The sequence below is a fragment of the Arthrobacter sp. NPDC058288 genome (assembly GCF_042880995.1).
Classification (GTDB): domain Bacteria; phylum Actinomycetota; class Actinomycetes; order Actinomycetales; family Micrococcaceae; genus Arthrobacter.
The window spans coordinates 320,123-341,463 of sequence record NZ_JBHVYH010000002.1; the positions used below are offsets into that span (position 1 = coordinate 320,123).

Sequence of the window (21,341 nt, forward strand, 5' to 3'; positions counted from 1 at the left end):
CGACTCAACGTTTAGGACGCTTTAATGAGCCACGCACCTACGCCCGCCCCCGATGCCAAACCGCGCACCGTCCTTGGCTACGGCAGCTACGCCGAATCGCTGCGCATCGGCGAGATCCTGCGCAAGGAAACAGTCGGCGGCGCCCTCCTGGTGGCCGCTGCCGTCATCGCCCTGATCTGGGCAAATTCACCGCTCTCGGACAGCTACTTCGCGTTGCGGGACTACAAGATCGGCTACGAGCCCTGGCACCTCGAATTGAGCCTGGGGGCCTGGGCTGCCGACGGGCTGCTGGCCATCTTCTTCTTCCTGGTGGGCCTGGAACTCAAGCGGGAATTCGTGGCGGGCGACCTCCGCCAGATCAGCAAATCAATCGTGCCCGTGGCCGCAGCGGCCGGAGGTGTTCTGGTACCAGCCCTCATATATGCCGCCGTGAACATATACAGTCCGGAAACCCTGCGCGGCTGGGCCATCCCCACTGCCACCGACATCGCATTCGCCGTTGCCGTGCTTGCCATCATCGGCTCGCACCTGCCCAGCGCCCTGCGAATCTTCCTGCTCACCCTGGCAGTGGTGGACGACCTCATTGCCATCAGCATCATCGCGTTCTTCTACTCCAGCGACATCCAGGCGGCCCCGCTGCTGCTCGCACTCATCCCGCTTGCCCTGTATGCCTTCCTGGCGCAGAAGTACCGCCGCTTCTTCGGCGCCCACTTCATGGCTGCCTGGGCCATCCTGCTGCCGCTCGGCATTGTCACCTGGGCGCTGGTGCACGCCTCCGGCATCCACGCCACGGTGGCCGGTGTCCTGCTCGGGTTCGCCGTGCCGGTGCTCCGGTCCAAGGCCAGCGGGGGTCCCGAAGCGGGCCCCGGCCTGGCGGAGATCTTCGAACACCGGTTCCGTCCCATATCCGCCGGCGTGGCCGTTCCCATCTTCGCCTTCTTCTCCGCCGGCGTGGCCGTGGGCGGCTGGGAAGGGCTGGGCTCCGCCCTGGCCGACCCCGTGGCCATCGGCATCATCATGGCGCTCGTCCTGGGGAAGCCGATCGGCATTATGGGCACCACGTGGATCCTCACCAAAGCCACCAGGGCGCGGCTGGACGGATCGTTCAAATGGATCGATGTTTTTGGCGTCTCGCTGCTGGCCGGAATCGGCTTTACCGTGTCCCTGCTCGTCGCGGAACTCAGCTTCGGTCACGGCAGCCTGCACGATGACCACGCCAAGGTGGGCATCCTGGCGGCGTCTCTCCTCGCCGCAATCCTGGCCACCGTGGTGTTGCGGACCAGAAACCGCCAGTACCGCCGCGCGGAAGAGCTGGAGAAGATCGACTCGGACCAGGACGGCATCCCGGACGTCTACCAGCACGAAAGCCGCGGCTGACGACCGGACCCCTTGCTGCGTCATACCCCTAGGGGTATGGTTTTGGTAGCGTGCGGAAGCCGCCGCCACCGCCCGAGGAGGATGCCATGGACGTCGTTGTCATCGATACCCCGCAGCTGGGGGACCGGAGCTACCTGGTGCATGATGGCACGGTGGGCTTGGTCATCGATCCGCAGCGGGACACGGACCGCGTGGAGGCCGCGGCCCGCGAAGCGGGCGTGACCATCACCCACGTCGCCGAAACGCATTTGCACAACGACTACGTCACCGGCGGCCTGGAGCTCGCCAAAGCCCATGGTGCGACGTACCTCGTCAATGCCGCGGACCCGGTCCAGTTCGAGCGCGAACCCATCGCCGACGGCCAGGAGGTCCGCGTAGGAGCGCTGACCGTGAGGGCTGTGGCCACTCCGGGCCACACCCACACGCACCTGTCCTTTATCGTGGACGACGGCGACAAGCAGGCGGTCTTCTCCGGCGGCAGCCTGCTCTACGGCTCAGTCGGCCGGACGGACCTCGTTGCTGCCTCCGACACCATCGGCCTGACCCATGACCAGTACGCGTCCGTGCGCCGGCTTGTGGCCGAGGCCCGCCGGGACGCAGCACTATTCCCCACCCACGGCTTCGGCTCATTCTGCTCATCCGGTCCGGCAACCGGCACGGGGTCCTCCACAGTGGGTGAGCAACTCACCGCCAACCACGCCCTGACCGATGCGGACGAGGACCACTTCGTCCAGGAGCTCATCGCCAACCTCTCCGCGTACCCGGCCTACTACGCTCACATGGGGGCCATGAACGCCAAGGGCCCGGGACCCGCGGACCTCACCGTTCCGGAGTCGCTGGACCCGGCCGAACTCACCCGGCGCCTGGAAGCCGGGGAATGGGTGGTGGACCTCCGCCGCCGCGTGGCGTTCGCCAGCAACCACCTCAAAGGCAGTGTCAGCTTCGAATACGGCAGCGGCTCCAACTTCACCACCTACCTGGGCTGGGTCCTGCCCTGGGATGAGAAGCTCACCCTCGTGGGCTCGCGGGACGACGTCGAAAAAGCCATCCGCGATCTCTCCCGGATCGGCATCGATTCGCCGGATGCCGCCGTCGGAACCGAACCGCACGCCCTGGCGCCGGACGCCGCCGTCGCCTCCTACCCGCGCGTCGGCTGGGACGGCCTGCTGGCCGGCCGGGCCGGCGGCGACACGATCCTTGATGTCCGGCGGACGGAGGAGTTTGCCGCATCCCACGTTTCCGGAGCCGTCAACGTCCCCGTCCACCAGCTCCTCACCCGCATGGATGAAGTTCCGGCCGGCAGGCTGTGGGTCCACTGCGGAACCGGCTACCGCGCCGGCGTTGCCGCCAGCCTGCTGCAGCGGGCGGGCAGGGACGTGGTCCACCTGGATGCGAGGTTCGAGGATGCCCGGAAGTCCGGCGTCCCCATGGACAACGCGCCATCGGCGTAACGGGCACGGCGTAATCAGGAGCGCGGGCACCCCGTTCTCTGGCAGAGTATGACCATGCTCACAGTAATTGGCGAAGGCCTGGTTGACGTTGTCCAACGCTCCTCGGGAATCGAGGCCCACGTGGGCGGCAGCCCGCTCAATGTGGCCGTGGGACTGGCGCGCCTGGACCATCCCGTGCAGTTCATCGGCAGGTTCGGGCGCGACGCCTACGGAGAGTCGGTGGCCGCCCACCTGAAATCCAGCTCGGTAATGGTGCCGCAGGGGCCGGACGGCCTGCCCACCAGCGTGGCCACCGCGTTGATTGACGACGACGGCGCCGCCACCTATACGTTCGACCTCGCCTGGGAACTGCCCGGCCTCGCGGACCGGCTGCCGTTCATGCTGCAGGGGACCACCCTGGTTCACACCGGTTCCATTGCCACCATGCTGGCGCCGGGCGCCGCGGACGTGCTTGCCGCCGTCGAGCACGCGCACCCGTCGGCCACCATCAGCTTCGATCCCAACTGCCGCCCCAGCATCATCACCGACGTGGACTACGCCCGCCGGCAGGCGGAAAAGTTCGTCACCCTGGCGGATGTGGTGAAGGCCTCTGACGAGGACCTTGAGTGGCTCTACCCCGGTGTGGACGTCTTGGATTCGGCCCGGCGCTGGCTCTCCCTGGGCGGTCCCGAGGGGCCGGCCCTGGTGGTGGTGACCCGGGGCGCGGCCGGGCCGTGGGGCATCACCGCCGCCGGGGAAGCGGAGTTCCCCGCGCCCGCGGTGGAGGTGGCAGACACTGTCGGTGCAGGGGATTCCTTCATGGCCGCGCTGCTTTCCGGCCTGGTGGACCGCGGCCTGGACGGCGCGCAGAACCGGAAGGAGCTGCGCGAACTGCCGGCCGAATCCCTCCGTGAACTGCTGGCCCATGCGGCGTGGGCCGCAGCCGTCACCGTGTCCCGGCCCGGAGCCAACCCGCCCACACGGGCCGAGCTGAACCACTTCGAGCTCGAAAGCCTAGAGCGCGAGGGCCTGGCGGGCGACGCGGCGCTCGCCGGGGACGACTTGAGGAATGCCGACTCCGCCAGCAACTGAAAGGCAACACATGTCTACCCACGGTGCCCCCTCCCTGCAGGTCCGCAGCCAGTCCTTCCGCGACGGCCAAACCCTGCCGCCCGCCCAGCGAAGCGGCAAGATGCGCGCCGGCGGCAAGGATGAATCTCCGCAGTTGAGCTGGAGCGGTGCGCCTGCCGGAACCAAGGGCTATGCAGTCACGGTGTTCGATCCCGATGCCCCGGGCCGGGGCGGATTCTGGCACTGGGCCGTGCTGGATCTCCCGGCAGCCGTCTCCTCGCTGCCCGAGGGTGCGGGCGCGGAGGGCGGCCGGCTCCTTCCCACCGGTGCGCTGCAGCTGAAGAACGACGGCGGGTTCCACGGCTATCTGGGGGCCGCGCCGCCGCCCGGCCACGGCCCGCACCGCTACATCGCCACCGTCTATGCCCTCGATGTTGAGCACCTTGGCCTGGACGCCGGGTTCAGCCCGGCGAAGCTGGAATCAAAGCTGGCCCCGCACATACTGGGCCGGGGAACGCTCACGGGGATCTTCGAACGCTAGGGCCTGCCGGCTGCCGGGCCGCGCCTGCCGGGGCCGCCGGGCCAACGTAGACTGGCAGTATGCGGCTGGTAGCAAGTGACATTGACGGAACGATCCTCGGGCATGACGGCAAAATCAGCCACCGGACCATCCGTGCCTTCCACGCGTGCCGTGACGCCGGCGTCGAACTGGTCTTTGTGACCGGACGTCCGCCCCGCTGGCTGCACCCGCTGGAGGACCAGCTGGGGCATGCCGGAACCGTGATCTGCTCGAACGGCGCAGTGGTGTGGGACCTCGAGGCGGGCCGCCTGGTCTCAGCACGTACGCTAGCCCTGGACGCGGTCTTCGAAACGCGCCGCATCATCAAGCAGCTGCGGCCGTCCGCCCTGTTCGCCGCGGAAACCCTCACCGGCTTCCACCTGGAACCGGGTTTCATCGAAAACGACTCCAGCGAGCTCCTGTCCGAGTACACCCCCGCCCCACTGGCCAGCACCCTCACCGCTGACGACGCCGTGGTGAAGTTCCTGGCCATTGTCCGCGAAGGCACCGCCGACGACTTCCTCGCCGAAGTGTCACCCGCGGTGGCGCACCTCGCGTCCGCCACCCACTCTGCACCCACCGTGGCCATGCTGGAGCTCGCCCTGCCGGGCGTCAACAAGGCCGTGACCCTGGCCGAATACGCCGCCACCCTTGGTATTGACGCCGCTGACGTAGTGGCGTTCGGGGACATGCCCAACGACATCGAGATGCTCCGCTGGGCCGGCGACGGCTACGCAATGGCCAGCGGCCACCCCGAGGCCATCCGGGCAGCAGGGCAGCAGGCGCCCCATTTCGACGACGACGGCGTGGCCCAGATTCTCGAGGCCAAGCTGGCCGGACTTGGCGTGAAGCCCGCCTAGGCAGGAGCCCGGCAATGACGGAGTTCCAGCCTTTCTTCGCCGCCGGAAGCGGCTCCGCGCGGATCGCGATGGCCCACCGCGGGTTTTCGCCGAACGGGCTGGAGAACTCGATGTCGGCGTTCCGCGCCGCCGTCGACCTCGGCTACCGGTACCTGGAAATGGACGTTCACACCACAGCTGACGGCGTGCTCCTGGTGTTCCATGACCCCTCCCTGGACCGTGTCACTGACGGGCAGGGCCGCATTGCCCGGCTCCCTGCCGGGACCGTCGCCCGGGCACGGATCGGCGGCGTGGAACCCATCCCGCTCTTCGAAGAGATGGTCCGGGCCTTCCCTGACGTGCGGCTAAACCTTGATGTCAAGGATTGGAACTCCGTGCCGAGCCTGGCTGCGGCGATTGAGCGCCACGGTGTTCACGACCAGGTGCTGATTGCGAGCTTCTCGGACCGTCGGCGCCGGGCGGTGGTCAAGCAGTTGAGCCGGCCGGTCGCGGCGTCCGCCGGCATGATGACCAACGCGCTCTTCACCATGTTGGGGCCGGTGCTTCCGGCGCCCGTCATCCGGCGGGCGCTGCGGGGCGTCCACGCGCTCCAGGTGCCCGTTAGCTACGCCGGCGTCCGGGTGGTGACGCCGGCCTTCGTCCGCCGCGCCCACCGGCACGGCCTTCAGGTCCATGTGTGGACCATTAACGACCCCGCGGAGATGCACCGGCTCCTGGACCTCGGCGTTGACGGCATCGTCACCGACCGGGCCGATCTCCTGAAAAAGGTGCTCCAGGGCCGGGGGCAGTGGGACTAGCTGCCGTGGCGTGACGCCCGCTGCGCGTCTAGCACTGCTGCGAACTCGTCCGCCGCCACAGGCCGGCCGAAGTAGTATCCCTGCGCGCTGACGCAACCGATGCTGGCAAGGTGCTGTGCCTGCTCCGCGTTCTCCACGCCTTCCCAGACCGCTTCGAGGCCGCAGGCCCGGATCAGCTGGAGGATCGCCGCTATCAGGGCGGGCTGGGCCGGGTCCGTGCCCAGGTCCTTCAGGAGGGAGCGGTCCACTTTGACCTTGTCCACGGGGAGCTTGCGCAGGTAGCTGATGGAGGAGTAGCCCGTGCCGAAGTCGTCGATTTCCAGCCCCACACCCAGCTTCCGCAGGCTGTTCAAGGAGTACCGGTCCAGTTCGTTGCCGCTGACGATGGCGCCTTCCGTCAGCTCGAGCACCAGGAGCTCCGGGTTGAGCTCCGCCTCGCTGAGGGCATCCCGGACTTCTTCGATGAACTCAAGGCGCTGAAGGTCCGTGGGGGAGATGTTGATGCGCATGGAGAATTCATCGCCCGCCCGGCCCTCTGCCCGCCAGTCCCTCAACTGTCGAACGGCGGTACGCAGGACCCAGCCGCCCAGCTCGGAAATGAGTCCGGCGTCTTCCGCGAGCGGGATGAATTCGTCAGGCATCACCATCCCGCGGGACGGGTGCTTCCAGCGGACCAGGGCTTCAGCGCCTTCGATCCGCCCCGTGGTCAGGTCCACCACGGGCTGGTAGAAAAGCACCAGCTCCGAGCCGGAAATGGCCGTCCGCAGGTCCTCAATAAGCTGGCTCCGCAGCTGGCGGGCGTGCAGCATCGCCGGTTCGAAGACTTTGAGCCGGCTGCGGCCCGCGGCCTTGGATGCGTACATCGCCACGTCGGCCTCAATGAGCAGCTGTTCCGCGCTCTGGCCGGTTCCACCGATGCACAGCCCCATGCTGGCGCCACACTGGACGGCGTCGTTCTCAAGCTCAACCTGGCCGTCCAGGGACGCGAGGATGCGGTTGCCCACGCTCGCGGCGCGGGCCACCGTGGTGGCGGGCATCAGAACGGCAAATTCATCTCCGCCCAGGCGGGCCACGGTGTCCGTTTCGCGGACCGAGCCTTTGATGCGCTCCCCGACTGCGGCCAATACCTGGTCACCGGCAGCGTGGCCAAGGGTGTCGTTGATGCCCTTGAAGGCATCAAGGTCCAGCAGGAGGAGTGCCGGCGGCAGGCTGCCCTGCTCAGCCTCCGCCAATGCCGCGTTGATGGCGCTGACCAAGGCGGCACGGTTCGCCAGGCCCGTCAGCGAGTCCGTGAGTGCCATCTTCTGCATTTCCAGATGTGCCTCGTTGAGCAGCCGGGTGCGCAGTTCCACCCGCTGTTCCAGCTCCTGGTACATGATCTGGAGATCCTCGGCGAGGAGGTTGGTTCCCATGATGACGGCATCCAGTTCGTCCCTGGCGGGGGACACTTCAATCCTGGAGTGCAGCTCTCCTGCGGCGAGGCGGACGATTCCGTCCAGCAGCTTGCCCAGGCGCGGATCGCCGTCAGTGAACATGGGCGTTTTCCTTCAACCACTTGAGTGCATCGATTTCGGACGTGAAGTAGCTCGCCGGCCCGGACTTGAAGTCACCGCCAAGGATGAAATGGGCCAGGATACGGTCCACGGGGGTCCGGCCCAGCAGCGCCCAAGCAGCCACGGTGCTCACGTTGCTGAAGACAGCCCTCGCTGCCCGGCTCACAGACGCAACGTCCGTCACATCCATCAGAACGGCCAAGGGGAAACCGGATTGCGGGGCCTTGAGGCCGGCAGCCAGCAGCTGTGCCGAGTGTTCGTCCAAGTGCTCGTCCCGGGGAAGCACGATCCGGACAATCTGCTCTTGCATCAATCCAAGCGGCTTAGGCATCAATCCCCCGAACATATGAGAGGAGCCGTTTGGCCTCCCTGGCCCTACCGAAACTCCGGCGAGGCCCTGCGACTAAAATACACTGTCCACCGGCGTCCGGAGCCCGTTAGCCCACATCGGCCGCAAACGCGCGGACCTGGGCGCTCCGTTCCGAGGCGGCGGCATTGTCGAAGAGCTCGGCAGCATCCGCCAGCCGCTGGAGGGCTTCGTCGCGTTCACCGTTGGCAAGGAGGGATTTTCCCAGCAGGAAAGAGGCTTCCCCGGCCGTTTGTGTGGCCAGAATCCCGGCTTCGGTGCAAAGCGGCCTGAGCATTTTGATGGCGGTGGCCATGTCACCGGTCAGGAAATTCCAGTGGGCGCGGGCAAAGGACATTTCAAGGAGGTCGCGATCGCTTCCGCCGACGACTTCAGTGGCAAGTTCGGCCCGTTCGATGCAGCGAAGCGTCGCGGGTCCGGTGAGTTCAGCCTCAAGACGCATCACCGCCGACGCGCGGTTAAACCGGGCCCAGAGGTCCACGTCCTTCGATGGTGAAAGGCTCTCTGCGGCCATGTCGTGGTACCGGCCGCCGTCCGTGACCCTGCCAGTGAGGAACGCGACGTTTCCGATCACCCAGTAGGCCTTGCCTGCGGTGTCCTCATCCACGAGCTCCGTCAGCAGGCCCTCCAGCAGAAGGCACTGGTCCCACGCCTCTTCCAGCCGGCGGCTCTCGGCCAGGGCGGCGATGAGTGCGCGCTGTGCTTCCACGTGGAGGTATACGTACTCGGCGTTGCCGGCCACGAGGTTGGCGGCTGTTGCGGCGGACGACACAGCGTCAGGGAGCCGGCCAAGTCCTTGCTGGGCCACAGCCAGCAGCGTGTAGGCGCGGGCGGCCAGCAAGGGGTGATCGGCTGACAGCGGGGATTCGGCGAGGGACCTGGCCACTTCCAGGCACTCGGAGATTGAGCCCTCGTCACGGAGGCACTCGGCCTTGAGGTAGATCATGTTCCACCAGCCGGAAAAATCACCGGACTCCAGGGCCAGGGCGGCGGCCGCGGCGGCCTGCGCTTTCGCAGCGGCATAATCGCGGTTTCTGGCACTTTCGCGGGCCTGCAGCTCGGCAACTACGTAGGGAGTCAAATTCCGGGGATACGGCATTTGCCAATTATCCATCATGGCTGCCCCGGCCGCAGTCGGGTTCCGGCAATTACTTTCGTATTACATGGCTTTAATGTTGATGATCGGACCGTATAATGACGCTCGTAATGCATGATCGAACCTAATTGATTGAAAGGACCAACGGATGAAGAAGATTGCCGCAACATTCTTGCTCACCGGCGTTCTGGCTGTCGCTGGATTTGCAGCACCCGCCAACGCCGCTCCTAAGTCGGACACAACTGTCAGCAGCTCCAGCAAGACGACGACTACCCAGTCCTCCATCGGTTGGTGGCCCAACTAGTTCGGCAAAAGACTGCCCCCGGATTTCTTATCCGGGGGCAGTTCCTTTTAAGGCCGAGAACGGCTTCAGGGTCCGGAAACCGGCAGTTGGACAGTGATGGTGGTTCCAGCCCCCAGCTCCGAGTTCACGGCCACATATCCGCGGTGTGCCTTCACGATGTCGTGTGCAATCGCGAGTCCCAGGCCGCTGCCCGGCACGGCAGTGGATGTGGCGTTGGAGGCACGGAAAAACCGGGTAAAAAGGTGCGGGATTTCTTCTTCCGGGATTCCTACCCCCGTGTCGCGAACATGAACATTTACGCCCGCCTCGCCGTCCGTCATTGCCTCAAAGCGGCAACTGACAACAATCCTGCCTCCGCGTGGCGTGAATTTGATGGCATTTGAAACAAGGTTGGTAAACACCTGCTCCAGCTGGACTTCATCGGCGATTATCGCCGGATCGCCCTCACACAGCTCCAAGGAGATGGAAACGTCCCCCAGTTCTGCCAGCGGACGCAGCGCAACCGTAACGATCTGCAGGGTGTGCCCCAGCTGGACGGGGCCCAGGTGCAGGTTGGCGCCGTCGTAGTCCTGGCGGGAAACAGTGAGCATATCTTCGATCAGCCGGCGGAGCCGCTCGGAGTTCCTGACAATGATGTCCAGCATCCGGTTCACTTCAGGAGGCACCGGACCCCCCACGCCGTCCTGGATCATGTCGAGGTAGGCGGAGATGGAAGTCAGCGGGGTCCGGAGCTCATGGTTGACGGTGGCCAGGAAGTCGGTCTTGGCCTGGTCAAGCTGCCGCAACTGCTTGACCACCCGTTGCTGGGCGCTCATCAAATGGCTTTGGATGAGCCCGTAGGCAACGTTGCCGGCAACGTGCTGAATCAGGGAAATTTCGGTCCGTGTCCACACGCGAGGCTCGTCCAGCTGCGCAATCCAGATGACGCCGAGCGATGACTTTCCCTCGCCCACGGGAACGAATGCGGACGCCCACGGGCCCATATTTTCGGACCAGGCCGCCAGTTCCTGGTCCTCAGGGGCCCATTCGTGGAAATGGTGGTCTTCCACCGCAAGAACTTCGGCCTCCGACCACAGCCGGTCCGCAACGCGGTGCGCGGAGGACTCCTGGATTCCGAGTCCTTCGGGGACCGGGGCGAGGCCCGGGCGGTGCCACTGGGCGGCTATCCGCGGTACCCGGTCGTCGTCGAACGTGGTGAACAGTACGCGGTCGGCGCAAAAAGTCTCCCCGAATCCCCTCACCAGGGAATCCGAAATCAGGCGGGGATCGTGGGTGGCGCGGATGGCGGAGGACACCAGGCGGAGCTTTTCGCGCAGCCGCTCAGCGCTTTGCCGGGCGTCGGAGCGCTGTGCGGCGCGGCTGACCAGAACGTCCGCCCGGTGCACCAGCTCGTCCGGCGCGGCCGGCTTCGCGATGTAGTCCGCCATGCCGAGCGTCCGGAGGCTGTCCGCTGCGGATTCGTCTGCCAGGTCAACGAGGAGCAGCAACGGCGCATCCACTGGCGGGACCCCGAAGGAATGGTCCGCGACGATGATGCTGGGCACGTGCTGCTCCAGGAGGCCGGTCAGTATTTCGTGGTTTGAGGCCGTGGAGACCTCGAACCCCGCGGCTGCCAGGAACCCGGCCGTGGCGGTCCGGCGACCGCTGTCCGGATCCGCCACGACGGCCGTGCGTGGTACGAGTGATTTCTCCGCCGTCTGAATTACCACACTGCCCCCTTCGGTCCCCGGTTGAGTACATTGTAGGGTTACATCACTGGCGAGCATCCCGTGCGGGCCACACCTGGCGGGAGGAAGGGCGGAAATGTCCGGAGACGACGAGGCGGGCGCGGAAGCGGGATTGACGCTCGGAACCAACGGAGTACTCCGGCTGACGTGGCCGCGGGGCGCCGTGATCACGGCCCAGGACGCGGAACGCGCCATGATCAGGGTGAACCAACTCTGCGGCAACGACCGGCATCCCATGCTGGTGGACATGGCCACGACGGCCGAGGTGTCCCGCGGCGCCCGCGCTGTGTTCGGCCGCCCGTGCCAGGCGTCCCGCATCGCCCTGCTGGGCTCCTCGCCGGTCGACAGGGTCCTGGCAAATTTCTTCCTGGGGATCAACTCTGTGCCGTGCCCCACCAAGTTCTTTACGTCTGAGCGGGACGCACTCACCTGGCTTGCCCTGACGTGAGTCGTGGCGCCTTTATTATTCGGGCGTCATCTCGTTGCCCTTATATTTGGACCATGCTCGCCGCCCTGAAAAAGTATCTGCTGGTCCCCAAGCTAGTGCGCTTATCCGCAGGCGCACCGCGGGACCACCATGTTGCGTGGGACCAGTTCTGGTCCAATGTCAAAGCCACGGGAGCCACCGGAGATGTGCTCTGGGACTCCGGCAGCGACCACGAAATGCGCGGCTATGTGGACAGGCTGCGACAGCACCTGGACCCCGGCCTGCCGGTGGTGGACATCGGCTGCGGCAACGGCAGCTTCACCCGGCAGCTGGCCGGGCATTTCCCCCATGCTGTGGGGGTCGACGTTTCCGCGCATGCAGTCCGGCGTGCCCGCGCCGAGTCGGCCGGGCTGGCGAACGTTTCCTATGCCGTGGCTGACATGACGGCGCCCGGTGCGGGGAGCCGACTGCGGGAGGAACTTGCCGCACTGGGGGCGGGACGCCCGGCAGGAGGCGGAGCGAATGTCTTCATCCGTGGTGTGTTGCACGTCCTGGGCGAACGTGACCGGTTCGCGTTGGCCGAAAATGCCCGTGCCATCACGGAGGCGAACGGCCGCGTCTTCCTGGCCGAAACCGACTTCCGGGGCAACGCCATCGACTACGTGTCGCACCTCGGCGCAACGCTCCGTTCCATTCCTGCGCCGCTTGAAGGCGCCATTCGCGGGCTGCCGATGCCGGGGCGCTTCGGCCCCAAGGAGCGGAGCCTGGCGTTCCCGGCCGGCCGCTGGACCCTGATCGAGGAAGGGCCCACGACGATCGAGACGATGCCCCTGTCCAACCCCGCCCGGTCCGATCTCATTCCCGGCTACTTCGCTGTGCTGGAGGCAAGGAGCTAGGCACAGCTCCCGGACCCCGTGCGGCCCGGCGCTAGCCGCGGCCCATGCCCCGGCGGGCCTGTGACACTCCAGAATTATCGGCATGCTTATGAATTGTCCAGAGGCCGTTGGGGCAGGATCAGGTTCCCAGTTCCATCATGAGGGCGGGCAGCTCATCGGCAAGTTCCCGGGCCAGGTATCCGAGGCTACCCAGCCGGCTCGCCAGCCTGTCGCCGGCAGCGGCGTGGAGATGGGTGCCCCAGCACGTCGCCTGCGCATCCGACGTCCCCCGGGCGCGGAGGCCCGCGATGGCGCCGGCCAGGATGTCCCCGCTGCCGGACGTGCCCAGGCCGCCATAGCCGGTGGTGATTTCCCACAGCTGGATCTCCGCGCTGCCGCTTTCGTCCCCCGGGCTTCCGTCCTGCTTCCCTTCCGGGCCGGGGCCGGCGATGACGCCCTGGCAACTCACCACGGCACCGTAACGCCCGGCTATTTCCGCCACGCCCTGGTGCAGTTCCTCGACCTCCCGCCCCAGCAGGATCCCGGCTTCGGTGATATTCGGGGTCAGGATGAGCCGCCCCGCCCACGGTTCGAGCTCGTCAACGAGCCCCGGAAGGCAGCCCAAAGCGTAGGCGTCGAGGACCACCGCCGGCCCCTTGCCGGAGCCGCCGTCGGCGTCCCTTCCTTCGTCGCCGTCGGCGCTCCGGGAATCCAGCTTCAGCAGCTCCCTCAGGAGGGACTCGGCTTCGCCCAAGTCGTCCAGTCCCGGTCCCACGAGGACGGCCGCGGCCTTCTTCAGTTCTTCGGCCAGGACAGATACCCCGGAGCCTTCGACGGCGCCGTCGTCTGTTTCGGCGAGGCCCACCACTCCCGCTTCCGGCAGCGCCACGGCAACGTGCACCGCTGTGGAAACCGCAACAGCCAGGGTCAGCCGGCCCGCGCCGGCGCGCAAAGCCGCGGTGCCGGCCAGAAGTGCGGCGCCCGGAGTCTTGCGGGCTCCGCCGATCACCAGCACGGATCCGCGGTCGTCCTTGCCGGATCCGCCGCCTGGAAGGGGCCAATCGCGCAGCATGGTGGGAGTGACCGGCTTGGCTGCCGGATTGCTAGGCAGGGTGGACATTGGCGTCCCCCGCATGTTCGGTCACCGGCACGCCTTCGCTGACCAGGTGGTCGGCCATGTTGAAGCTCTCCAGGATCCACGGCCCGGTCCCGTCCGGCCGCACGAACCGTGTGAGGGAGGCGTTGAGGATGGTGGACGTCGCGGCAATATCGAGGATTTCGGATTCATTGAGCCCTTCAAGAATGTAGCGGAACAGCAGGATCAGCGCGTCATGGCACACGAGCATGATCCGGCCGCCCGGTTGCCGTTCAAGATCGGCAAGCAGGGATCGAAGCCGAAGCACGACGTCGGCCCAGGACTCGCCGCCGGGGGGCCGATAGTAGAACTTTCCCAGCCAGCGCCGCCGGGCCGCTTCCTCCGGCAGCCGGGCTTCTACCCCTGCGGAAGTCAGCATGTCCAGGATGCCCAGTTCCCTGTCCCGGAGCCGTTCGTCGATGAGGATACCTGCGGGCCAGCCGCCGGTTTTGACGGCCAGCTCGGCCGTCTGCCGGGCGCGGACGTAGGGCGAAGACCACACCCCCGCGGGCCGATCTTCCTCGGGAAAGTCAGCGAACAGCCTGCCCAGGGCGAGGGCCTGATCTCGTCCGGTGGCGGAAAGCTCCACATCGGCATCCCGGGCCGGCACGTCGATGACATGCGCTCCGGCCTGTCTGGCCCTCGTCGCGGCCACGTTCCCTGCGCTCTCGCCGTGACGCACCAGCACCAGTTCGGTCAGTCCCGTTCCCGCGGGATCTCTTCCTAAGAAGTTCCGGTCATCGGATTGCGGCATTGCTACCCCCTTGGTCCGGGCCCGTTTCCCGGGCCGCGTTCGCGCCCTCGTTGGCTGCGTATAGCTCAGGAAGGCCCACGTTACTACTGCCCGTGAGTCCTTGTCGCGGTAATCATGGAAGGCTAGGCTGGCCACCCATCAGCCTGCACGTCTCCGCAGTCCATGCAGGCGGCCCCCGAAGAACGGACCCACCATGAGCACCTACCACCCGGAGAACGACCCCTCCAATCCGGACCGGCCCGGCAGCGCTGACCCGTCGTCGAGGCGGCCGGGCGCGGAAGCAACCAGCCCTGAAGAAACGGAGGGGAAGGACCGGACGTCCAAGGATCCTGCGGCCACGGCGAACCCGGACCCGCTGGAAGGCAACATCACCGGCCTGGAGCCCGGCGGGGGCGTTCCGCCCGGCGAAACGCCGCCCGCGGAAGACTCCATGAGCGCGGACCAGGGGCACGGCGAATAGCTGAATACGCTCCGCAGGGGGCTATTGTCGACGGATGAAGGGTGCCGTAGCTACAGACGTCGAGGCCGGAGGCCTCCGCGGGCGGATGTTCGCCTCGCGTGCCACAGCAACCGTCCGTGCGGAGGCTCCCGCGGAGTCCCCGACCATTGTCCTCATCCATGGGATTGGCGTCTCCCACCGCTACCTTGTCCGGCTGCACCAGGCAATGGCGCGGATGGCGGACACTATTTCGATAGATCTTCCGGGCTTCGGCTCCACGCCTCGCCCGGACCGCCAGCTCAAGGTGGCAGACCAGGCAGCCTTTATCCATGACGTGCTGGACCAGGCCGGGGTGGGGCCGCGTATCCTGGTGGGCCATTCCATGGGGGCGCAATTCGTCCTGGAAGCCGCCCTGCAACGGCCGGACGAAGTGCCGTACGTGGTGCTGATGGGACCTGTGGTGGATGTCAGGCGCCGCACGCTGCCCCGCCAGATGCTGGCGCTGGCCAAGGACGCACTCCTCTATGAAACCCCGGGTTCGAACGCTTTGGTGTTCAGCGATTACCTGCGCTGCGGGCCACTCTGGTACCTCAAGGAGCTGCGGGTCATGATGAACTACCGGACCGAGGAACGGATCCGCGGGCTGGTCACGCCCGTGATGGTCCTCCGCGGCGCATCCGACCCCATCGCGACTGGGGAATGGTGCCGGATCCTGTCCCGCCGGGCACGGGCGGGGACGTTGGTGGAGGTCCCCGGCTCCGGGCACGTGGTCCAGCACACCGGGACGGCCCAGGTGGCGCACGCAATCAGCAGCTTTACGGGCCTCCCCGGTTCCGGCGCCCCGGAACAAGTCCTGAACCGTCAGTAGTCCGGGCCGGCTGGTCACTTTCTCCGGTTTCATGACATGAAGGCAAGCGCTTTCCGGTGGATGCTGGCAGGATAGGCACATGCGCATTCTCATCGCTCCGGACAAGTTCAAAGGGTCACTCACCGCTGCCCAGGCGGCCAGCGCCATCGCCGAGGGTGCGCTGCGCGTCTATCCGGACGCCGTCGCCACGCAGTTTCCGGTGGCCGACGGCGGGGAAGGCACCCTTGAAGCGGCCGTCGCCGCCGGATACGAGGAACGGCTGAACGCAGTCGTCGGCCCCATCCTTGCGCCAGTCGGTGCTGCCTGGGCCATCCGCAAGGATGCCTTCGGCGGCGCAACCGCCGTCATCGAGACCGCCCAGGCGTCGGGACTGGCGCACATGGAGCCCACGCCCGCGAACGCGCTGCGTGCCCACAGCTACGGCTGCGGCCAGCTGATCGCTGCCGCGCTGGACGCCGGGGCCACCGAAATCGTGCTGGGGGTGGGCGGTTCTGCCATGTCCGACGGCGGGAGCGGCGCCTTGCGCGCCCTGGGGTTGAAGCCGGTGGATGCTGCCGGAAACGTGGTTCCCCTGGGTGGCGGTTCCCTCGTGGACGTTGTGGACGTGGATGTGTCCGGCCTGGACCCCCGGCTGGCGTCCGTGAAGTTCCGGATCGCAGTGGATGTTCAGAACCCGCTGTTCGGGAGCGAGGGAGCGGCACACGTCTTTGGCCCGCAGAAGGGGGCAGATGCGGATGCCGTGGAGCTGCTGGATGCCGGGCTCCGTAACTGGGCGTCCGTTCTGGGGCAGGCCACGGGACGCGATGTCAACGTTCCCGGGGCCGGTGCGGCCGGCGGTTTCCCGGCGTCGTTCCTTGCGTTCAGCGGCGCCACCCTCGAAGGCGGCTTCGCCCTGGTGGCGGGCCTGACCGGCCTTGCCGGCCAGTTGGCTGAGGCTGACCTGGTGATCACCGGTGAAGGGTCCATGGATTCGCAGTCGTTGACCGGCAAGGCCCCGATTGCACTGGCGGACGCAGCACGCGAGAGGGGCATCCCGGTCATTGTGGTGGCCGGCCGCATCCTGGTCACTCCGGAGGACCTCGCCGAGCACGGCGTGGTGGCCGCGGCGCAGCTGCTGGACGTCGCCAGCAGTCCGGAAGACGCCGTCGCCAACGCCGCGAAGTACCTCACCTGGGCCACCAGCCAGGTCCTCGAAGGGGCCTGACGCGGGGCCTCGGGTCAACCGCTAGGCGCCGGTCTCGTAATGCGGTTCCGCCACCGGTTTGGACTCGGGCGAACCCCGTTCGCGCAGGTAGACAGAGGCCCCGACCAGGACGGCGACAGCCAGGAATTCGCTCTGCCAGTTCTGGAAGGACTCGAACCAGAATCTGCTGGTGACGAGGTAGCCGAGCAGCGTCACGCCAGGCTGTCCGTGGCTTTGCTGTTCCTGGCTGTATTCCTCACTGCCGCCAACCGCATGGAGGGTGATGGATGCGAGGAACAGCAGCAGGAACATGATGGACAGGGAGTGCTCGTAGAGTTTGAGCACCCAGCCGCCCCGCCGCACGGGCCAGGGGGTGGTGGCCTTTACGGGAGCATCCCGCGGGTCCTGGTCCTGGGGTGCTTCCTTGCCCATCGGCTTCGATTCCGAGGAGCCCTTTTGGAAAAGGAATACCGTCAGGATGACGTACATGCCCATCTGCAGGAATTCCGATTCCCAGTTCTCGAAAGTCGCTTCAAGAAATGCCCCGGTGCCAAGATATTCGGCGATGCCCACGGCCGACTGTCCATGGGCGACCTGGTCTTCGCTGTAGTCGCTGGCACCGCTGATGACCATGCCGCAAAAGAACAGAACGAACAACCCGATATTGGCCAGCAGCAGCCCGTGTTCCTTAGCCCACTTCTTCATGGCGCCTCCCGTGGAGTTTGATTGAATTAGGGTCCAGCCCTGGCATTGTGGCTAGACCCTCGATGCCCGTTTGAGGAGCCAGATCGGCACGACCACAAGCAGCACGATCATGGCGGCGAGGAGTCCACCGCCGGCGAGGAGTCCTGCGTTCCGTCCGGCGGTCACATCGAAAACGAGTGACGCGGTCCCGGCGCTGAGGAGTGCGACGCTGGCCAGCGCCACTTTTGCTATCCGGTCCGCGCTCGAAACGAGCGTCCTCTTGAGTTGTTTCCGGAAGAGCCTGCGGTGCACGCTGACCGGGAGCAGGATGACGGCGGTGGTCAGTGCGGCAAGGATCACGTTGGCCAGGTAGAGTGCCACCTGGTAGTCGTCCAGGGTCTTGAACCGCTCCTGGAAGGGAATGGTCAGGAGGAAGCCCGCGAGGATCTGCACACCTGTCTGCAGTACCCGGAGTTCCTGGATCAGCTCTCCCCAGTTGCGGTCCATCTGCTGATTGACGGTTTCGTTCCGGCCGTCGCCTGCCACTGCGTCATGACTTTCTGACATGGGCTCACCTCCGGACCGGGCACGCCTTCGCGCGCAATTAACTTTCAACCTAGGCTTGAAGCATTCATCAGGCAATACTCCGCCTCCCCGGCAATACTAAGTTTGCTGACTAATTTGTCAAAAACGGTGGACTTGCCCTGTCTGCTGGGATAGTTTCGAAGGGCCGGTCACGGACCGGACCCAGTGGAAACCGAGACGTTAGCGAGGTGGACTATGACCGACAACAAGCAGGACCACCAGCCGCTGGACCCCAGGACGGGCTATCACGAGGGGCCGTTCCCGGAGCAGGTCCAGGAGCAGCCCGGGCTCACGGCGCCCATGGAGCCGCAGCCGGATCACGGCGAGGAGAGCTACGAGGGAAGCAACGCGCTCACCGGCAAGGCGGCGCTCATCACCGGCGGAGACTCCGGGATCGGCAGGGCCGTGGCCATTGCGTTCGCCCGCGAGGGGGCCGACGTCGCCATTTCCTACCTTCCCGAAGAGGAAGCCGATGCCCAGGACACGGCGGCGTGGATCCGCAAGGCCGGGCAGCGGGCGCTGCTGCTGCCGGGCGACGGCCGCAGTGAAGACTTCAGCACCCGGATCGTGGCGGATACGCTGGCGGAGTTCGGCCGCCTGGACGTGGTGGTACTGAACGCGGCCTACCAAAAGAACCGCGACAGCTTTGAGACGCTTCCCACCGAGGAATTCGACCGCGTCTTCAAGACGAACCTGTATTCCCTGCTCTGGACGGCCAGGGCGGCAGTACCCCATCTCAAGGCGGGCGCATCAATCATCACCACCGCCTCCATCCAGGCCTTCAACCCCTCACCGGGGCTCATCGACTACGCCATGACCAAGGGCGCCCAGGTTGCCTTCACCAAGGCCCTGGCCCAGGAGCTTGGCCCCAAGGGCATCAGGGTCAACGCGGTTGCACCCGGCCCCATTTGGACGCCGCTGATTCCCGCCACTGAATGGCCGGAGAAGCTCCCGAAGTTCGGCCAGGACACTCCGCTGGGACGGGCGGGACAGCCAGCCGAGCTGGCGGCAGCCTACGTCCTGCTGGCCTCCGACCACGGCTCCTACATCTCCGGGGCCGTACTTCCGGTGACCGGCGGAAAGGGTCTTTAGCGCTTGCCACAGACTTTCCATTCAGGCCCGACTACCCCAGGAGGAACGAGATGACGCAGGAGAACCAGGGCACGCCCATCGAGGAAGAAGGCGGCTACGGTACGCCTACAGTCGAGCAGGAAATGGGCGGTGCGGACACGAAGAAGTTCGCCCAGCCGCGTGACGAAGAGGCCTTCGACGCGGCTGGCCTGAGCCAGGACAGCCCCGACGGCGAAACCTACCCCGCCGGGGCGCCCGACCTCAGCCAGTTCGGCGCCGAGGACCAGGACAGTGCAGGAGAGCCCGGAGCGGGACGCTTCGGTGGAACGGAGGACCAGATGAACGCAGGGAACGAAAGCTCAGACCCCGGCTTTGAGCCGGAGAACACAGGACAGTCAGCAGGAGACGACGCCGCAGTGCCGTCCGCGGATGCCGAGATGGATGAGTCCAACACGGAGGATCCCGACGCCGGACGGCCGTTCTCCTCGGAACCTAACCAGGACGCGGCCGGGATTCCGGACGGCAGCGGCACCGACCTGCCGGACAGCAAGGCTCCCAAGGACCGGGGCGACGATAGTTTCGACGCCGGATAATTCGGTTCCGGATGAACTGTCCCTGCGGGCGGCTGCTGATGCGGCCGTCCGCAGGCGTCTTAGGGGCGCTTTTTCGGAGTCCGCTTGGCCGCGGCGTTGATTGCTGCCTTGGCTGCCGGAGGCAGCCCGGCCTGTTCGGTTTCCGGTTCCGCGACGCTGCCGCGGGCCTTCGCGATGGCCTTCATGCCGTGGTAGATCACCAGGGCGGCGGCGGAGCCCAGGGCGATGCCGGTGAACGTCAGTTCGCCGATGGTCCAGGTGTAGTTCGCGATGCCGATAATCAGGGCCACCGCTGCTGTGGTCAGGTTGACCGGGTTGGAGAAGTTGACCTTGTTCTGGACCCAGATCTTGACGCCCAGGATGCCGATCATGCCGTACAGCATGGTGGCGGCCCCGCCCAGCACGCCCGGGGGAACCGTTGCGATCAGTTCGCCGAATTTGGGGGAGAAGCTCAGGATGATCGCGAAGATGCCGGCCACCCAGTAGGCCGCCGTCGAATAGACCTTCGTGGCGGCCATGACACCGATGTTTTCCGCATAGGTGGTGGTTCCGGAGCCGCCGCCGAAGCCCGCCAGTACCGTTGCGGCGCCATCCGCCATCAGGGCACGGCCGGAGACGCCGTCGAGGTTCTGGCCGGTCATCGCGGACACGGACTTCACGTGGCCGATGTTCTCGGCAACCAGCACCAGCACCACGGGAACGAAGAGGCCCACCACGCCAAGGTGGAATTCGGGGGTCTGGAAGTGCGGCAGCCCCACCCACGCCGCGGCGTCCATTTTGGCGTAGTCCACCTCGCCTCGGATCATGGCCACGAAGTACCCCACCACCACACCCACCAGGATGCTGAGCCGGCCCAGGATGCCCTTGAACAGCACGCTGACCAGGATGATGGTGGCGAGGGTGATCGCCGCGGTCACGGGGGCGGCGTCGAAGTTGTTTTTCGCGGCCGGGGCCAGGTTCAGCCCGATCAGGGCCACGATGGCACCCGTGACGATGGGCGGCATGAGCCGGTTGATCCAGCCGGCCCCGAACTTTTGCACCACGGCGCCGATAACGGCCAGCCCGGCGCCGGCGAGCACCACTCCGCCAAGTGCGCCTGGAATCCCGAACTGCTGTTGGGAGGCCATGATCGGGGCAATGAACGCAAAGCTGGATCCGAGGTAGCTGGGTACCCTGCCCTGTGTGATTACCAGGAACAGCAGGGTTCCGATGCCGGAGAAGAACAGTGTGGTGGCCGGCGGCATTCCGGTGATGATCGGCACCAGGAACGTGGCGCCGAACATGGCTACCACGTGCTGCATTCCCACGCCGATGGTGAGCGGCCAGGTGAGTCGTTCACCGGGGGCCACCACCTCACCGGGCCGGACCGACTTTCCGTTGCCGTGAAGCTTCCATTTGGTACCAAGCATGCTCATGGCCGGGAGCCTTTCAAAGAATTTTATGTCGGGAGCGGGGAAGGAATCTTCCGGAGCAACATTACCGCGCGACGCCGTGGGGCCCACCGCTGTGCGGAAGGTCACGTGAGGTCACGGGAAGAGGAAAGATTCGCTTGAAGTTGCAACTATGGACAGCAAAAGCGCCGGCCG

23 protein-coding genes are annotated in these 21,341 nt (G+C 66.3%); 14 read left to right on the plus strand and 9 right to left on the minus strand.

The genetic code is table 11. The annotated features are described in order from the left end of the window. Positions 1 to 24 precede the first annotated feature (24 nt). The 6 genes from nhaA (at position 25) to ACFVWT_RS10290 (ending at position 6,094) form a co-directional block, all read left to right on the plus strand. Positions 25 to 1,377, plus strand: coding sequence for a Na+/H+ antiporter NhaA (nhaA, locus tag ACFVWT_RS10265; protein ID WP_390247672.1), 1,353 nt, complete (start codon positions 25 to 27; stop codon positions 1,375 to 1,377). Between the two features lie 86 nt (positions 1,378 to 1,463). Beyond that, positions 1,464 to 2,828, plus strand: a complete 1,365-nt coding sequence (locus tag ACFVWT_RS10270; RefSeq protein ID WP_390247674.1) for a rhodanese-like domain-containing protein — start codon at positions 1,464 to 1,466, stop codon at positions 2,826 to 2,828. Between the two features lie 54 nt (positions 2,829 to 2,882). Continuing rightward, the gene (locus tag ACFVWT_RS10275; protein WP_390247676.1) at positions 2,883 to 3,899 is read left to right on the plus strand and encodes a carbohydrate kinase; all 1,017 of its coding nucleotides are present in this window, start codon (positions 2,883 to 2,885) and stop codon (positions 3,897 to 3,899) included. A gap of 10 nt (positions 3,900 to 3,909) precedes the next feature. Further along, on the plus strand, positions 3,910 to 4,419 hold the full coding sequence (locus tag ACFVWT_RS10280) for a YbhB/YbcL family Raf kinase inhibitor-like protein (RefSeq protein WP_390247678.1): 510 nt from the start codon (positions 3,910 to 3,912) through the stop codon (positions 4,417 to 4,419). Positions 4,420 to 4,478: 59 nt separating this feature from the next. After that, entirely contained in the window at positions 4,479 to 5,297 is an 819-nt protein-coding gene (locus tag ACFVWT_RS10285; RefSeq protein ID WP_390247680.1) for an HAD family hydrolase, read from the plus strand. 14 nt (positions 5,298 to 5,311) lie between these two features. After that, positions 5,312 to 6,094 carry a glycerophosphodiester phosphodiesterase gene (locus ACFVWT_RS10290; RefSeq protein ID WP_390247682.1) on the plus strand — a complete coding sequence of 261 codons (783 nt, stop codon included), beginning with the start codon at positions 5,312 to 5,314 and terminating at the stop codon, positions 6,092 to 6,094. Here the strand turns inward: ACFVWT_RS10290 and ACFVWT_RS10295 are convergent. From ACFVWT_RS10295 to ACFVWT_RS10305, 3 genes are all read right to left on the minus strand, one after another. Further along, positions 6,091 to 7,629, minus strand: a complete 1,539-nt coding sequence (locus ACFVWT_RS10295) for a putative bifunctional diguanylate cyclase/phosphodiesterase (RefSeq protein ID WP_390247684.1) — start codon at positions 7,627 to 7,629, stop codon at positions 6,091 to 6,093. The two genes, ACFVWT_RS10290 and ACFVWT_RS10295, sit on opposite strands and share 4 nt — an antisense overlap. Next, positions 7,619 to 7,957, minus strand: a complete 339-nt coding sequence (locus tag ACFVWT_RS10300; protein ID WP_390247686.1) for an STAS/SEC14 domain-containing protein — start codon at positions 7,955 to 7,957, stop codon at positions 7,619 to 7,621. The genes ACFVWT_RS10295 and ACFVWT_RS10300 overlap by 11 nt, the downstream gene beginning before the upstream one ends. 127 nt (positions 7,958 to 8,084) lie before the next feature. Then, complete coding sequence (locus ACFVWT_RS10305; RefSeq protein ID WP_390247688.1) at positions 8,085 to 9,113, minus strand: hypothetical protein; 1,029 nt, start codon at positions 9,111 to 9,113, stop codon at positions 8,085 to 8,087. Between the two features lie 145 nt (positions 9,114 to 9,258). Between ACFVWT_RS10305 and ACFVWT_RS10310 the strand changes: the two genes are divergently transcribed. After that, positions 9,259 to 9,414: a hypothetical protein gene (locus ACFVWT_RS10310; RefSeq protein WP_209741713.1), complete on the plus strand. Its 156-nt coding sequence runs from the start codon at positions 9,259 to 9,261 to the stop codon at positions 9,412 to 9,414. Between the two features lie 65 nt (positions 9,415 to 9,479). Here ACFVWT_RS10310 and ACFVWT_RS10315 read toward each other — a convergent pair whose 3' ends face one another. Next, positions 9,480 to 11,123, minus strand: coding sequence for an ATP-binding protein (locus ACFVWT_RS10315; protein WP_390247690.1), 1,644 nt, complete (start codon positions 11,121 to 11,123; stop codon positions 9,480 to 9,482). Between the two features lie 94 nt (positions 11,124 to 11,217). Here ACFVWT_RS10315 and ACFVWT_RS10320 point away from each other — a divergent pair, with 94 nt between their 5' ends. Together ACFVWT_RS10320 and ACFVWT_RS10325 are read left to right on the plus strand one after the other, a co-directional pair. Beyond that, complete coding sequence (locus ACFVWT_RS10320) at positions 11,218 to 11,589, plus strand: STAS/SEC14 domain-containing protein (protein WP_390247692.1); 372 nt, start codon at positions 11,218 to 11,220, stop codon at positions 11,587 to 11,589. 53 nt (positions 11,590 to 11,642) lie between these two features. Next, a complete protein-coding gene (locus ACFVWT_RS10325; RefSeq protein WP_390247694.1) occupies positions 11,643 to 12,464 on the plus strand; it encodes a class I SAM-dependent methyltransferase in 822 nt (273 codons plus the stop codon). Positions 12,465 to 12,582: 118 nt separating this feature from the next. Here the strand turns inward: ACFVWT_RS10325 and ACFVWT_RS10330 are convergent, their stop codons facing one another. Continuing rightward, the gene (locus ACFVWT_RS10330; RefSeq protein WP_390247696.1) at positions 12,583 to 13,563 is read right to left on the minus strand and encodes an NAD(P)H-hydrate dehydratase; all 981 of its coding nucleotides are present in this window, start codon (positions 13,561 to 13,563) and stop codon (positions 12,583 to 12,585) included. Then, positions 13,547 to 14,332, minus strand: a complete 786-nt coding sequence (locus ACFVWT_RS10335) for a histidine phosphatase family protein (RefSeq protein ID WP_390247698.1) — start codon at positions 14,330 to 14,332, stop codon at positions 13,547 to 13,549. Before ACFVWT_RS10335 ends, ACFVWT_RS10330 begins: the two co-directional genes overlap by 17 nt. Before the next feature lie 193 nt (positions 14,333 to 14,525). On the opposite strand from ACFVWT_RS10335, the gene ACFVWT_RS10340 reads away from it, so the two are divergent. The 3 genes from ACFVWT_RS10340 to ACFVWT_RS10350 all read left to right on the plus strand — a co-directional run bounded on the left by ACFVWT_RS10340 (position 14,526) and on the right by ACFVWT_RS10350 (position 16,843). Continuing rightward, the gene (locus ACFVWT_RS10340) at positions 14,526 to 14,792 is read left to right on the plus strand and encodes a DUF6480 family protein (RefSeq protein ID WP_390247700.1); all 267 of its coding nucleotides are present in this window, start codon (positions 14,526 to 14,528) and stop codon (positions 14,790 to 14,792) included. Positions 14,793 to 14,826: 34 nt separating this feature from the next. After that, positions 14,827 to 15,639 carry an alpha/beta fold hydrolase gene (locus ACFVWT_RS10345; RefSeq protein ID WP_390247702.1) on the plus strand — a complete coding sequence of 271 codons (813 nt, stop codon included), beginning with the start codon at positions 14,827 to 14,829 and terminating at the stop codon, positions 15,637 to 15,639. Between the two features lie 79 nt (positions 15,640 to 15,718). Continuing rightward, the gene (locus ACFVWT_RS10350; protein ID WP_390247704.1) at positions 15,719 to 16,843 is read left to right on the plus strand and encodes a glycerate kinase; all 1,125 of its coding nucleotides are present in this window, start codon (positions 15,719 to 15,721) and stop codon (positions 16,841 to 16,843) included. A gap of 21 nt (positions 16,844 to 16,864) precedes the next feature. On the opposite strand, the gene ACFVWT_RS10355 is transcribed toward ACFVWT_RS10350, so the two are convergent. Both ACFVWT_RS10355 and ACFVWT_RS10360 read right to left on the minus strand, forming a co-directional pair. Continuing rightward, complete coding sequence (locus ACFVWT_RS10355; protein WP_390247706.1) at positions 16,865 to 17,527, minus strand: DUF6766 family protein; 663 nt, start codon at positions 17,525 to 17,527, stop codon at positions 16,865 to 16,867. Positions 17,528 to 17,578: 51 nt separating this feature from the next. After that, positions 17,579 to 18,073 carry a DUF6328 family protein gene (locus tag ACFVWT_RS10360; RefSeq protein WP_390247708.1) on the minus strand — a complete coding sequence of 165 codons (495 nt, stop codon included), beginning with the start codon at positions 18,071 to 18,073 and terminating at the stop codon, positions 17,579 to 17,581. A gap of 213 nt (positions 18,074 to 18,286) precedes the next feature. Here ACFVWT_RS10360 and ACFVWT_RS10365 point away from each other — a divergent pair, with 213 nt between their 5' ends. Then, the gene (locus ACFVWT_RS10365; protein ID WP_390247710.1) at positions 18,287 to 19,183 is read left to right on the plus strand and encodes an SDR family oxidoreductase; all 897 of its coding nucleotides are present in this window, start codon (positions 18,287 to 18,289) and stop codon (positions 19,181 to 19,183) included. A 50-nt stretch (positions 19,184 to 19,233) separates the two neighbouring features. Next, on the plus strand, positions 19,234 to 19,755 hold the full coding sequence (locus tag ACFVWT_RS10370) for a hypothetical protein (protein ID WP_390247712.1): 522 nt from the start codon (positions 19,234 to 19,236) through the stop codon (positions 19,753 to 19,755). Between the two features lie 59 nt (positions 19,756 to 19,814). Here the strand turns inward: ACFVWT_RS10370 and ACFVWT_RS10375 are convergent, their stop codons facing one another. After that, on the minus strand, positions 19,815 to 21,170 hold the full coding sequence (locus ACFVWT_RS10375) for a uracil-xanthine permease family protein (RefSeq protein ID WP_390247714.1): 1,356 nt from the start codon (positions 21,168 to 21,170) through the stop codon (positions 19,815 to 19,817). Between the last annotated feature and the right edge of the window lie 171 nt (positions 21,171 to 21,341).

Bases quoted from the DNA above. Each gene is read 5' to 3' on its own strand.
- ACFVWT_RS10310 (WP_209741713.1), top strand. From the start codon at position 9,259: ATGAAGAAGATTGCCGCAACATTCTTGCTCACCGGCGTTCTGGCTGTC.
- ACFVWT_RS10280 (WP_390247678.1), top strand. From the start codon at position 3,910: ATGTCTACCCACGGTGCCCCCTCCCTGCAGGTCCGCAGCCAGTCCTTC.
- ACFVWT_RS10320 (WP_390247692.1), top strand. From the start codon at position 11,218: ATGTCCGGAGACGACGAGGCGGGCGCGGAAGCGGGATTGACGCTCGGA.
- ACFVWT_RS10305 (WP_390247688.1), bottom strand. From the start codon at position 9,113: ATGCCGTATCCCCGGAATTTGACTCCCTACGTAGTTGCCGAGCTGCAG.
- nhaA (WP_390247672.1), top strand. From the start codon at position 25: ATGAGCCACGCACCTACGCCCGCCCCCGATGCCAAACCGCGCACCGTC.
- ACFVWT_RS10360 (WP_390247708.1), bottom strand. From the start codon at position 18,073: ATGTCAGAAAGTCATGACGCAGTGGCAGGCGACGGCCGGAACGAAACC.
- ACFVWT_RS10325 (WP_390247694.1), top strand. From the start codon at position 11,643: ATGCTCGCCGCCCTGAAAAAGTATCTGCTGGTCCCCAAGCTAGTGCGC.
- ACFVWT_RS10340 (WP_390247700.1), top strand. From the start codon at position 14,526: ATGAGCACCTACCACCCGGAGAACGACCCCTCCAATCCGGACCGGCCC.
- ACFVWT_RS10270 (WP_390247674.1), top strand. From the start codon at position 1,464: ATGGACGTCGTTGTCATCGATACCCCGCAGCTGGGGGACCGGAGCTAC.
- ACFVWT_RS10330 (WP_390247696.1), bottom strand. From the start codon at position 13,563: ATGTCCACCCTGCCTAGCAATCCGGCAGCCAAGCCGGTCACTCCCACC.
- ACFVWT_RS10285 (WP_390247680.1), top strand. From the start codon at position 4,479: ATGCGGCTGGTAGCAAGTGACATTGACGGAACGATCCTCGGGCATGAC.
- ACFVWT_RS10350 (WP_390247704.1), top strand. From the start codon at position 15,719: ATGCGCATTCTCATCGCTCCGGACAAGTTCAAAGGGTCACTCACCGCT.
- ACFVWT_RS10290 (WP_390247682.1), top strand. From the start codon at position 5,312: ATGACGGAGTTCCAGCCTTTCTTCGCCGCCGGAAGCGGCTCCGCGCGG.
- ACFVWT_RS10295 (WP_390247684.1), bottom strand. From the start codon at position 7,629: ATGTTCACTGACGGCGATCCGCGCCTGGGCAAGCTGCTGGACGGAATC.
- ACFVWT_RS10370 (WP_390247712.1), top strand. From the start codon at position 19,234: ATGACGCAGGAGAACCAGGGCACGCCCATCGAGGAAGAAGGCGGCTAC.
- ACFVWT_RS10335 (WP_390247698.1), bottom strand. From the start codon at position 14,332: ATGCCGCAATCCGATGACCGGAACTTCTTAGGAAGAGATCCCGCGGGA.
- ACFVWT_RS10300 (WP_390247686.1), bottom strand. From the start codon at position 7,957: ATGCAAGAGCAGATTGTCCGGATCGTGCTTCCCCGGGACGAGCACTTG.
- ACFVWT_RS10345 (WP_390247702.1), top strand. From the start codon at position 14,827: ATGAAGGGTGCCGTAGCTACAGACGTCGAGGCCGGAGGCCTCCGCGGG.
- ACFVWT_RS10275 (WP_390247676.1), top strand. From the start codon at position 2,883: ATGCTCACAGTAATTGGCGAAGGCCTGGTTGACGTTGTCCAACGCTCC.
- ACFVWT_RS10355 (WP_390247706.1), bottom strand. From the start codon at position 17,527: ATGAAGAAGTGGGCTAAGGAACACGGGCTGCTGCTGGCCAATATCGGG.
- ACFVWT_RS10375 (WP_390247714.1), bottom strand. From the start codon at position 21,170: ATGAGCATGCTTGGTACCAAATGGAAGCTTCACGGCAACGGAAAGTCG.
- ACFVWT_RS10365 (WP_390247710.1), top strand. From the start codon at position 18,287: ATGACCGACAACAAGCAGGACCACCAGCCGCTGGACCCCAGGACGGGC.